General features: G+C 70.6%; 8 protein-coding genes. 6 read left to right on the plus strand and 2 right to left on the minus strand.

All coding sequences use genetic code 11. The annotated features are described in order from the left end of the window. A complete protein-coding gene (locus MFF24_RS09595) occupies positions 1–2,073 on the minus strand; it encodes an NAD(+) synthase (RefSeq protein ID WP_238224240.1) in 2,073 nt (690 codons plus the stop codon). Between the two features lie 405 nt (positions 2,074–2,478). Between MFF24_RS09595 and MFF24_RS09600 the strand changes: the two genes are divergently transcribed. From MFF24_RS09600 to MFF24_RS09620, 5 genes are all read left to right on the plus strand, one after another. Further along, positions 2,479–5,718, plus strand: coding sequence for a DNA translocase FtsK (locus MFF24_RS09600; protein ID WP_238224411.1), 3,240 nt, complete (start codon positions 2,479–2,481; stop codon positions 5,716–5,718). 145 nt (positions 5,719–5,863) lie between these two features. Then, complete coding sequence (locus MFF24_RS09605; protein WP_238224242.1) at positions 5,864–6,820, plus strand: outer-membrane lipoprotein carrier protein LolA; 957 nt, start codon at positions 5,864–5,866, stop codon at positions 6,818–6,820. Between the two features lie 227 nt (positions 6,821–7,047). Then, a complete protein-coding gene (locus MFF24_RS09610) occupies positions 7,048–8,733 on the plus strand; it encodes a putative bifunctional diguanylate cyclase/phosphodiesterase (RefSeq protein ID WP_238224413.1) in 1,686 nt (561 codons plus the stop codon). A 32-nt stretch (positions 8,734–8,765) separates the two neighbouring features. Then, positions 8,766–9,239, plus strand: a complete 474-nt coding sequence (locus MFF24_RS09615; RefSeq protein ID WP_133089318.1) for a BLUF domain-containing protein — start codon at positions 8,766–8,768, stop codon at positions 9,237–9,239. A gap of 69 nt (positions 9,240–9,308) precedes the next feature. Then, positions 9,309–10,118, plus strand: coding sequence for an exodeoxyribonuclease III (locus MFF24_RS09620; RefSeq protein ID WP_238224244.1), 810 nt, complete (start codon positions 9,309–9,311; stop codon positions 10,116–10,118). A gap of 246 nt (positions 10,119–10,364) precedes the next feature. Here the strand turns inward: MFF24_RS09620 and MFF24_RS09625 are convergent, their stop codons facing one another. Beyond that, entirely contained in the window at positions 10,365–11,831 is a 1,467-nt protein-coding gene (locus MFF24_RS09625) for an amino acid permease (RefSeq protein ID WP_238224245.1), read from the minus strand. 280 nt (positions 11,832–12,111) lie between these two features. On the opposite strand from MFF24_RS09625, the gene rpsO reads away from it, so the two are divergent. Continuing rightward, positions 12,112–12,381, plus strand: coding sequence for a 30S ribosomal protein S15 (gene rpsO / locus MFF24_RS09630; protein WP_009864833.1), 270 nt, complete (start codon positions 12,112–12,114; stop codon positions 12,379–12,381). Positions 12,382–12,409: the final 28 nt, after the last annotated feature.

The following is a 12,409-nucleotide window of genomic DNA, read 5'->3' on the forward strand; positions in this document are numbered from 1 at the left end:
TCACGTCTTCGGGACGTTGCGCTCCAACTCATCGAGCCACGCGCGGGCGCTGGCGTCCGACGGCGCCCGCCAGTCGCCGCGGGGCGAGAGGGAGCCTCCGGCCGAGACCTTCGGGCCGTTGGGCAGCGCCGAGCGCTTGAATTGGCTGAAGCGGAAGAAGCGATCGAGGAAGACGCCGAGCCAGCGCCGGATCTCGGCCAAGTCGTAGGCGACGCGCTTGGCCTGCGGAAAGTCCGGCGGCCAGTCGCCGCGCCCCGCATCGCCCCAGGCGTGCAGCGCGAGGAAGGCGATCTTCGAGGGCCGGAAGCCGTGGCGCAGGGTGAACCAGAGATTGAAGTCCTGCAGGGCATAGGGACCGATTTTGGCCTCCGTGCTCTGCGGCCCCTCGCCTTCCGAGGCGGGCACCAGCTCCGGGGAGATCTCGGTGTCGAGCACCGCCTGAAGCGTCCGGTTCTCCTCGGCGCCCAACTGGCCGGAGGAGATCACCCAGCGGATCAGGTGCTGGATCAGGGTCTTGGGCACACCGGCATTGACGCCGTAATGGCTCATCTGGTCGCCGACGCCGTAGGTGCTCCAGCCGAGCGCCAACTCCGAGAGGTCGCCGGTACCGATGACGATGCCGCCGTGCTGGTTGGCGAGCCGGAACAGGTAATCGGTGCGAAGCCCCGCCTGCACGTTCTCGAAGGTGACGTCGTAGACCGCCTCGCCCCGCCCGAACGGGTGGCCCATATCGCTCAGCATCTGCCGGGCGGCCGGGCGGATGTCGATCTCCTCCGACGTGGTGCCGAGCGCCCGCATCAGGGCGTGGGCGTTGGTCTTGGTCTCATCGGAGGTGGCGAAGCCCGGCAGGGTGTAGGCCAGGATGTCCTTCCGCGGCAGGCCGAGGCGATCGAAGGCTTTTGCCACGACGATCAGCGCGTGGGTCGAGTCGAGGCCGCCGGACACGCCGATCACCGCCCGCTTGGTGCCGGTGGCAGCGAGCCGCTGGGCGAGGCCCGCGACCTGGATGTTGTAGGCCTCGTAGCAATCCTGCGCGAGGCGCGCCGGATCGGCGGGCACGAAGGGGAAGCGCTCGACCCGGCGCTCCAGGCCGAGATCGCCCTGCGGCGGATCGAGGCGGAAGGACACCGTGCGCCAGGGCCGGAGGCTCTGGTTGCGGGCGTTGTCGTCGAAGCTGCCGGCCTGGAGCCGCTCCCCGGCGATCAGGTCGAGGTCGATGTCGGCCAGCGTCACCACCGGTCCCTCGGGGAAGCGCGCGCCTTCGGCCAGACGCACGCCGTTCTCGTCGATGCTGGTCTGCCCGTCCCAGGACAGGTCGGTGGTGGATTCGCCGGTTCCGGCCGCGGCGTAGACGTAGGCGCACAGGCCGCGCATCGAGGCGGCGCGGGTGAGCAGTTCGCGGGAATCGGCGCGGCCCACGGTGATCGGGCTGCCCGAGGGGTTGGCGATCACCGTGGCGCCGGCCAGCACCGCCTCCATCCCCGGCGTCTGCGGCACCCAGAGATCCTCGCAGACCTCGATGGCGAGACGGAAGCCGGGCAGGTCCTCGGCGGAAAAGATCAGGTCGGTGCCGAACGGCGCCTCGAGCCCGGCCAGACGGATCGTCTCAGCCATGATCCCGGCGCCCGAGGCGAAGTGGCGCTTCTCGTAGAATTCCCGGTAATTCGGCAAATAGCTCTTCGGCACCACGCCCAAGAGCTGCCCGCCGCGGATCGCCACCGCGCAATTGTAGAGCCGGTTGTGCCAGCGCAGGGGCGCGCCGACGACGAGGAGCGGCGTCAGCCCGGCGCTCTCTTCGACCAGCCGCGCGACCCCGGCTTCGACCGCGTCGAGGAGGGTCGCCTGCAGCAGCAGATCCTCGATGGCGTAGGAGGAGACGCAGAGTTCGGGAAAGACCGCGAGCGCCGCCCCGGCCCCATGCGCCTGCCGCGCGAGGCGCAATATATCCTCGACATTGGCCGCCGGATCGCCCGGATGGCTGCGCCCGGTGCAGGCCGCCACGCGGGCGAAGCCGTGCCGGTAGAGCGAGCGGAAGTCTTGGGGGCTGACGGGTTCTTGGCTCGGAGTCGTCACCGGGTCTCGAAGCTCACCTAATATGGCAGAATAGCCTGCCAAGTGTCTCTCGGGTCGTCGTTTCTCAAACTTGGCGTGCGGCACGGCCACGCCTCAGGCGCGCTCTCGCACCGGATCTCGAAACATCGCCGCAAAGCGCCAACCGCGCTCGATGATAGTCGGTTCGCGTTCCGCTTGCACCGGCGGCCTGGGACGACGCGGAGAAGGGGAGGGCAAGCGTTCGTTAACGACGATCCGCCTAGCTTGGGGCTCGAACCGCTCCGCAGGAGCCGGACCTTGTTTCGAGTCATCTCACAGATCATGCGCGCATCGGGACGGCCTCCCCATTCCCATCGTGATCCGTCGCGGCCGAGCCGCGGCGGCGACCGCCTGGACCGGTCGATCGGCGGCATCGCCCATCGGCTGATGAGCCTGCGCTCCAACCTCGCCCGGCGCATCGCCGGCGCGCCCCCGGCGCCGCCGCGGGCGCTCCCGCAGGCGCTGCCGCATCCGGCCCTGCCGCAGCCCGGCACGGACGGGTTCGACGCGGGCAGCGTGCCGAGCTGGCTGGTGCCGCCGGGGACGATGCTCGGCCGTACACCGGCTGCTCAGGAGCCTTGGGCTGCCGCAGCGGAGGAGGGGCTGTTCGAGATGCCCGCCCCGGTTCATCCCGGTCGGGCCTTCGCTTACGACGGCGAATCGGAGATGCCGTTCGAGAGCCGCATCGATCCCCGCGCCTCCGGTCCCGGCGTCCTGGTGCGCACGCCGCGCCGTCCGGCGGCGATCGCCCCGGAGGCCGGCACGCTTCCGCTCCCGGCCGCCCTGCCCGCCTCCCAGCCCGCGAACCCGGGCGGATCCTACGGCGTGCCGCAGGCGCCGCTGCCCGAGGCGGTGCGCTTCACCCGCACGCCCGACACCGTTCTGATGGAGCGCCGCCGCCAGGCGCTGGAGGCCGAGCGCGAGGCGCAGGCCCGCGCCCAGGCCCTGCTCGACGCCCAGGCCGCCGCCGAGGCCGCGGCTTTGGAGGCGCAGCGGGCCCGCGAGGCGGCGGAGCGCGAGGCGGCCGAGCGCGCGGCGCAGTTCGCCGCCGAGGAGGCCGAAGCGGCCCGTCTGCGCGCGGAGCAGGCCGTCTCGGAGGTGCCGAGCTGGCGCCGTCCGTTCGTGCCGCCGCCGGGCGTGAGCTTCTTCCGCACCCCCGACCGCCGGCCGAAGCCCGTCGTCCAGATGCAAGGAGCCGGACAAGCGGCCGCTGCACGGCAGGCCGTGCCAACCCCGGCCGAGGCGCCGTGCCTTGAAGCCGCCGTGCCGGAGAGCCTGCCGATTGCCGCCCCCGTCGCGGCGGAAGCGGTGGAGGCGATCGCCTCGTTCGCCTCGATCTACGCGCCCTTCATCCCGCCGGTTCCGGCCGAGCCGTCCGACTGGTCGGACGTGCCGGATTGGTCGGCCCTGCACGGCTGGTTCGGCCCGGCCGAGGCGATGGTCGAGGTCGCCGAGCCGGTCGCGCCTGCCGTGCCGCGTCCGGTCCCGAACGCCATGGCCGCCCGCGCCGCGATCCGCCCGGTCCGTCCGGCTCCCGTTGCCGGGGCCGCGCCGCAGGCTGCCTCGTATGCCCCGCCGCAAGCCGTGGTGCCCGCCCCGGCCGCCGTCGCGGCGCCCGCGCCCTTCACTGTGCAGCCTTTCGCCGTACAGCCGGCTCCGATGCAGGTTCTGGCGCCGGCCCCGATGCAGGCGGCACCGCAGGCCCCCTCCCCTGCCTCGCAGGCGGTGGCACCGCTGACGATCCCGGCCCGCCCGGTCCTGCTGCGCACCAAGCCCGGCACTGAAGCCGAGCCGGCCGAGGAGCCGGTCATCGAGACCGTGCAGGAGGAGGCTCCGGAGATCCTCGACGAGGCCGTCTCGGAGATCGCCGACGCGTTCGAGGAGGAAGCCGCCGCACCCGTAGCCGCTCTCGAGCCCGAGAACCGTCCGCGGGCGTTCCTGCCCGAGCGTCCGACGCTGATCCCCGCCGGCCGCCATCTTGAAGCGTCGTTCGTCGGCAATGCCGATTACGAGCTGCCCTCCCTCGAACTGCTCGCCGAACCGCCGCTGCCCGACGGCGAGGAGGTCGATGCGGACGAGCTGGAGCAGAACGCCCTCAACCTCCAGCAGACCGTGCAGGACTTCGGCGTGCGCGGCGACATCCTCGCCGTGCGCCCCGGCCCGGTCGTCACCCTCTACGAACTGGAGCCGGCGCCGGGTACCAAGTCGAGCCGCGTCATCGGCCTGTCGGACGACATCGCCCGCTCGATGTCCGCCGTGTCCGCCCGCGTCGCCGTCGTGCCCGGCCGCAACGTGATCGGTATCGAGCTGCCGAACCCGGTGCGCGAGACCGTGTACCTGCGTGAGCTTCTGGCTTCGGTCGATTTCGTCGAGACCAAGCACAAGCTGGCGCTGTGCCTGGGCAAGAACATCGGCGGCGAGCCGATCATCGCCGACCTCGCCCGCATGCCGCACCTGCTGGTGGCCGGCACCACCGGCTCGGGCAAGTCGGTGGCCATCAACACCATGATCCTGTCGCTGCTCTACCGCCTCAAGCCGGAAGAGTGCCGCCTGATCATGGTCGATCCCAAGATGCTGGAGCTGTCGGTCTATGACGGCATCCCGCACCTGCTCTCCCCCGTCGTCATCGACCCGAAGAAGGCGGTCATCGCCCTCAAATGGGCGGTGCGCGAGATGGAGGAGCGCTACAAGAAGATGTCGAAGATCAGCGTGCGCAACATCGACGGGTACAATGCCCGGATGAAGGAGGCGCGCGAACGCGGCGAGACCATCACCCGCACGGTCCAGACCGGCTTCGACCGCACCACCGGCGAGGCGGTGTTCGAAGAGCAGGAGATGGACCTCTCGGCCCTGCCCTACATCGTGATCGTGGTCGACGAGATGGCCGACCTGATGATGGTGGCGGGCAAGGACATCGAGGGCGCGATCCAGCGTCTCGCCCAGATGGCACGCGCGGCGGGCATCCACCTGATCATGGCGACGCAGCGTCCCTCGGTCGACGTCATCACCGGCACGATCAAGGCGAACTTCCCGACCCGGATCTCCTTCCAGGTGACGAGCAAGATCGATAGCCGCACGATCCTGGGCGAGATGGGCGCGGAGCAGCTGCTGGGCCAGGGCGACATGCTGTTCATGGCCGGTGGCGGACGCACGACCCGCGTGCACGGGCCGTTCTGCTCGGATTCGGAAGTCGAGACGGTGGTCGCCCACCTCAAGGCTCAGGGCCGGCCCTCCTATCTGGAGGCGGTCACCGCCGATGACGGCTCCTCCGACCAGCCGGAGAAGCCGGCCAAGGGCGCGCGCGCCGCGGCCAAGGCCGAGAAGGACGACTTCGCCGAAGCCGAGGAGTCCGACGCCCCGGTCTTCGACATCGGTGCCTTCGCGGCGACCGCCGGCGCGGAGGGCGGCGAACTCTACGAGCAGGCCATCGCCGTGGTCCTGCGCGACCGCAAGGCTTCGACCAGCTACATCCAGCGCCGCCTGCAGATCGGCTACAACCGCGCCGCCTCGATCATGGAGCGGATGGAGATCGAGGGGATCGTCGGGCCGGCCAACCACGCCGGCAAGCGCGAGATCCTGGTCGAGGGCCTCGCAGGCGCCCCGTCCGGCGGCTACGACGACGAGTGACCCTCAAGATCCGGCCCCCGTCGCATATTCGCCACAGGGGCCGGCTCTACCGGCAAACACGACATCCGGACGCGCCGCAGCCGCGCGTCCGCACCGGGACGGCAAAAGCCCCGCGCGCCCGCAAGCTTTCGGAGATGCCCACACGATGACTGGCCGACGCCTCCGCCCCGCCGCCGGTCCGCTGCTCGTGGTCGCCGCGCTGGCGCTCCAGCCGCTTCCGGCGAACGCTCAGGTCTCCTCCTTCCTCGACGGCCTGTTCGGTCGCAAGGAAGAACCGGCACCGCCCCCGGCCGCTTCGCCCGAACCGGACGCCGCCCCGGCCCCGGCCAAGAAGGCGGCGCAGAAGCCCGGCAAAGGCGCGGACAAGGCGGCCGAGAAGGCAGCTGATAAGTCCGCGGAAAAACCCGCCGAGAAGACCGGCAGCCTCAAGGCGGCGGCCAAGCCCGGCGCTCCGGCGACGCCGGCCGCGAAACCCGGCACCCAGGTTGCGGCGGTGGGCGCCCCCAATCTCGGCGCCTCGCTGCAGGACGCCGAACCGGCCACCGTGGTCGCGGCGGCCAACGCCTATTTCAACGGCTTCCAGACCCTAACCGGCTCGTTCATCCAGATCGGCGCCGACGGGCGCCGCATCGGCGGCAAGCTCACGCTGGCCAAGCCCGGACGCCTGCGCTTCGAGTACGACCAACCCTCCCCGCTCGAAGTGATCGCCGACGGCACCTCGGTCGCGGTGCGCGACCGCAAGCTCAACACCCAGGATCTCTACTTCATCTCGCAGACGCCGCTGAAATTCCTGCTGCGCGAAAGAATCGACCTCGCCCGCGACCTGACGGTGAGCGACGTCACCAACGATCCGGGCGGCGTCCGGATCGGGCTGGAGGACCGCTCGACGCTGGGCGGCACCTCGAAGATTCAGCTCTACTTCGACGCCGAGATGAAGACCCTGTCGCAGTGGCGGATCACCGATCCGCAGGGCTACCTCACCACGGTGCAGCTCTCGAACCTGCAGAAGGGCAAGGCGGTCGACGGATCGTTGTTCTTCATCAATTACGGCCGCGCCGAGGACAAGGCGATGCAGCAGCAGATCAACGGGCGCAATCCCTGATCCGTGAGGCGGGGCGGGGCGAAGCGACATGGGTTGACTTCGCCTTCAGCCCCGCAATCGACTGCCATATCCTATGTTGTAACGCTCAAAATCCTTGGAGCAATATCAGCAATACGCTGCGTCGGACGCGCGCTTTAAGCATCCGTTGAGAGGACACCTGGCCTATGGGCAGGCCGCCCACGATGGGCGGCTGTCATGGGACGCTGTCCGGCCGCATGTCCGCCTTCATGTCCGCCCTCGCCGCTCCGTCGCTTCCGGCCTCCCTCCCGTTCGAGGCGGCGCTCGCCGAGATGGCCGCCCCCCTCCTCCTGCTCGACGCGGGCGGCATCGTTCTCTTCGCCAATGCCCGCGCGGCGGCCCTGATCTCCTGCGCGGATCCGGTCGGCCTGTCCCTGCCCGCCCTGCTGGCGCCGGCCGGGGTCACTGAGCCGGAGGCTGAGCCCGTTCTCGACGCCCTCCTCGACGCCGTGCGCGCGGCCCGCTCGATCCGGGCGCCCCTGAGGCTTTCCGGCGACCGCCGTGTCGAGGCGGCACTGGCGCCCCTCTCCGTCGGCGGCTTCGCCCTCACCTTCGAAGATGTGACCGAGCATCTCCAGGGCGCGGCGCTCGCCCGGCAGGAACCGCTGACCGGCCTGTGCAACCGCGTCGGCCTGCGCGACCGCCTCGATGCGGCGTTGGCCGGGGCGGACCGGACCGGCGCACCGCTCGCGGTGCTGATGCTCGACCTCGACCGGTTCAAGGCGGTCAACGACACCCTCGGCCACCCGGTCGGAGACGCGCTCCTGCGCAAAGTCGCCGAGCGCCTGCGCAAGGCCACCCGCAGCGGGGACGTGGTGGCGCGGCTCGGCGGCGACGAATTCGCCATCCTGCAAGTCAGCGCCCTCCCCGGCGCCGAGCAGCCGCAGGCCTCCGAGGCCCTGGCGCGGCGCCTCGTCGATCTGGTCGGGCGCACCTACGTCGTCGACGGCCACATGCTCAATGTCGGCGTCAGCGTCGGCGTCGCGCTTGCCCCCGCCGACGGGAGCGACGCCGACGCGCTCCTGAAGCACGCCGACCTCGCCCTCTACCGGGCCAAGGCCGAGGGCCGGGGCACCTACCGCTTCTTCGAGCCGGCGATGAACGCGCAGATGCAGGCGCGGCGCAGCCTGGAGATCGACCTGCGCCGGGCGCTCGCCCTCAAGCAATTCGATCTCGCCTTCCAGCCGCAGATCCAACTGGAGACGGGCCAGGTGACCGGCTTCGAGGCGCTGCTGCGCTGGAACCATCCCGAACGCGGACCGATCTCGCCGGCCCAGTTCATCCCGCTGGCCGAGGAGATCGGCCTTATCGTCGGCATCGGCGAGTGGGCGCTGCGCGCCGCCTGCCGCGAGGCGGCGTCCTGGGCGCAGCCCGCCTCGATCGCCGTGAATCTTTCCCCCGTGCAGTTCCGCGGCGGCAAGCTGGTCGAGACGGTGATGAACGTGCTGGCCCAGACCGGTCTCGATCCGGCCCGGCTGGAGCTGGAGATCACCGAGGGCGCCCTCTTGGAGAACACCGACAGCGTGCTCGACGTGCTCAACGGCCTGCGCGCGCTCGGCGTGAAGATCTCGATGGACGATTTCGGCACCGGCTACTCCTCCCTGAGCTACCTGCAGAAGTTCCCCTTCGACAAGATCAAGATCGACCAGTCCTTCGTCCGCGGCATGGAGGGCAATGCCGAGTGCGGGGCGATCGTGCGGGCGATTGCCCGTCTCGGCGCCAGCCTGGGCATGCGCACCACCGCGGAAGGCGTGGAGACCGCCTCGCAGCTCGACGCCATCCGCGCCGAGGGCTGCACCGAGGTCCAGGGCTACCTGACCGGGCGCCCGATGCCCGCGGCCCAGGCCGCCGCCCTGCTGTCGCCTCCAGCCGCCTCCCCCAACGACGCTGCCTGATGAGCCAGGAGTCTCCCGTGAGCCAGCCCGCGATGCCCCAAGACCCGTCGAACCAGAATTCGCTCGACCACGACCTGCGCCGCCTCGTCTATTACAGCCGCAACCGGGTCGCCGGCGAACCGGGCGCGATGCACGAGACGATCCGCGGCATCCTCGCGGCGAGCCGCACCAACAACGCCCGCGTCGGCGTCACTGGGGCGCTGATGTTCAACGCCGGCTGCTTCGCCCAGGTGCTGGAAGGGCCGGGCGAGGCGGTCGAGACCACCTTCGAGCGCATCCAGCAGGACGAGCGCCACGGCGAGGTCTCGCTGCTGGCCTTCGAGGCGGTGGCGGCGCGCCTCTTCACCGACTGGTCGATGGCCTATGTCGGCGCCTCGCAGGCCGATGCGGCACGCTACGGCGACATGGCGAATGAGAGCGGCTTCGACCTCTCCAAGATGACGGGCGACCGACTCTGCGCCGTCCTGCACGGCCTCGCCCTGGAGGAGGAGGCCGCCGCGGCGTGACGGTTTTACGGGGCGCGCGGGTTGGGCTAACGGGGCGGCACCCATCGCCCCGCTTCTCAGGCTTGTCCGTTGCGCCTCACCGTCACGACCTGGAACATCAATTCGGTGCGGCTGCGCATCGAGTCCGTGCTGCGCTTCCTGCGCGAAGCGCAACCCGACGTGCTCTGCCTGCAGGAGACCAAGTGCCCGGACGAGCTGTTCCCGCTCAAGGCGTTCAAGGGCTCGGGCTACGAGCACATCGTCTTCGCCGGGCAGAAGGGCTATAACGGCGTCGCGATCATCTCGCGCTTTCCCCTCCTCACCCGCGACGTGATGAGCTTCTGCGAGCGGGCCGATGCGCGCCATATCTCGGCGGTGCTCGGACCCGAGGCGGGGCCGGCGGCGGGGATCGTGCTGCACGATTTCTACGTGCCGGCCGGCGGCGACGTGCCCCACCGCGACCTCAACCCGAAATTCGCGCACAAGCTCGACTTCCTGTCCGAGCTGCGCGCCTGGGGCGGCCGGCGCGTCGCCGGCCCGGCGATCCTGGTGGGCGACCTCAACGTGGCGCCGCTGGAGCACGACGTCTGGTCGCACAAGCAGCTCCTCGACGTGGTGAGCCACACCCCCGCCGAGACCGAGGCGCTGGAGACCCTGCGCGGCGAGGCCGGCTGGATCGATGCGGCCCGGCTCCTCACCCCGGAGCCGGAGAAGATCTACACCTGGTGGAGCTACCGCTCGCCGAACTGGGAACTCGCCAACAAGGGCCGGCGCCTCGACCATGCCTGGGTCTCGCCCGATCTCGCCGGCACGGTGCGTCGGGTCGAGGTGTTTCGCGCGGCGCGCGGCTGGGACAAGCCCTCCGACCATGTCCCGGTCACGCTGGCGCTGGAACTGTAGCCGGGAACGCGGGCGCCCCTCCGGGCATTGGGACTTCAACCTTAGTCTTCAGACACGGAGTCCCACCGGATGCGCTCGATCCTGCGCCAGATCCTCGTCGTCTTCCTCCTGCCCAAGGCCATCTCGTACCTGCGTCGCCGCTACGGCGGCGGCCGCGCCGCGGGCCATCACCGCTCGTACTGAGTTTCGGGATTCCAAAGGGATCATCCCTTTGGCGGGGCGCCGGGGCAGAGCCCCGGCATCCCTTCAACCCGGGCTCTGCCCTGGACCCGCGAAAGGACTTGTCCTTTCGAAACCTGGATCTCGGCCGACGCGACGGCGGCCGTAGCCGAACCAGATCGCCAGCCCGAGGCCGAGCCAAGCCAGCAGGCGCAGCCAGGTGTCGCCGGGCAGGCTCACCATCAGGGCGAGGCAGGCCAGGATGCCCGCGACCGGCACGATCGCGCCGCCCGGCACCCGGAAGGGGCGCGGTAAGTCCGGCTCCGTGCGGCGCAGGATCAGCACGCTGGCGCAGACGAGGATGAACGCGAACAGCGTGCCGATGCTGACGAGTTCGCCGAGGATGTTGATCGGCACCAGGGCTGCCACAAGTGCGGTGGCGAGTCCGATGATGCCTTGCGCGACGAACGGCGTCCGGCTTCGCGGGCCGATGCGCGAGAACACGTCCGGCAGCATGCGGTCGCGGGCCATGGCGTAGCAGATCCGCGCCTGTCCGTAGAGCGCCGTGAGCGCCGCCGTGGTGAGCCCGATCAGCGCGCCGAGCTTGATCGCGGCCGAGAAGCCGGTCAGCCCCGTCACCGCCATCGCTTTCGCGATTGGGTCGGCCACGTCGAGCTCGCGATAGGGCACGAGGCCGGTGAGCACGGCGGCCACCGCCACGTAGAGGGCCGCGGTGACGACGAGCGAGCCGAGCAGGCCCACCGGCGCGTCCCGCTGCGGATTGCGGGTCTCGCCCGCCGCCGTCGAGATCGTCTCGAAGCCGACATAGGCGAAGAACACCACCCCGGCCCCGCGGAGAATTCCGCTCCAGCCGAAGGCGCCGAACGCGCCTTCGTTGGCCGGCACCAGCGGTTGCCACAGCGCGGGCCGGACATGCAGGGCGCCGATCCCGAGGAAGGCGAGGATGATCACGACCTTCAGCGCCACCAGCACGGCGTTGGTGCGCGCCGCGCCGCGGTTGTCGCGCATCAGCAGCGCGGTGAGCGCCAGCACGACGAGGGCCGCCGGCCCGTTGACGAGCCCGCCCTCCCCCGGCGCCGCGGCGAGCCATGCCGGCAGCCGCAGGCCCGCATCGGCCATGAGGCTCTGGGCGTAGCCCGACCAGCCGACGGCGATGGTCGCGGCGGCCATGGCGAATTCGAGCACGAGGTCCCAGCCGATGATCCAGGCCGGCAGCGCGCCGAGCGTCGCGTAGGTGTAGGAATAGGTCGAGCCGGCGACAGGCATCATCGCGGCAAGCTCCGCGTAGCAGAGCGCCACCAGCCCGCTCGCCACCGCCCCGAGCACGAAGGACAGCATCAGCCCCGGCCCGGCGAAGTTCGCCGCCGCCGTGCCGGTGAGCACGAAGATCCCCGCCCCGACCGTCGCGCCGACGCCGATGCAGACGAGACTGAAGGCAGAGAGGTTTTTAGCCAGGGTCGGCCCGCCCGAATCGGACTCGCTGGCCAGGAGGGCCGCGATGGGCTTACGGGTGCCGAGGGAAGGAGGAGGCATGCGTCTCACTGCCCTGAGCGGATCGCGTCCGGCAACGCGAAATTCGCGCCGGTCGTGAGGCGCGCCGAAGCGGATGTCACGCGAGCACGGGGCATGCACTGGCACTTCCCGCGGTTTCGTGTATGGTCCGCGCCGCCTCGACCCGGTTGACGGGCGGGGCTTGTGCCGCTTGCGGCTGACCGTGCTGGACGACATCCCGGCACCGGCCCGACCGCGAGCTTCAAGGCGCCCTGCCCTTCGGGCGGCGCCTCCGACCCAAACCCCATCTGAAAGGCCTGCGATGTCGATCACGGCAGAGCGCAAGACCGCGCTCATCAAGGAATACGCCAAGGGCAACAAGGATACCGGCTCGCCGGAGGTCCAGATCGCCATCCTCACCGAGCGGATCACCAACCTGACCGCCCACTTCAAGACCCACGGCAAGGACAACCACTCCCGCCGCGGCCTCCTGAAGCTGGTGTCGCAGCGCCGCTCGCTGCTCGACTACCTGAAGCGCAAGGAAGAGGCGCGCTACCGCACCCTCATCGAGCGCCTCGGCATCCGCCGCTAAGGCAACCGACGCGGTCCTTCGGGGCCGC

This window comes from Methylorubrum aminovorans (genome assembly GCF_022179725.1).
Classification (GTDB): Bacteria; Pseudomonadota; Alphaproteobacteria; order Rhizobiales; family Beijerinckiaceae; genus Methylobacterium; species Methylobacterium aminovorans.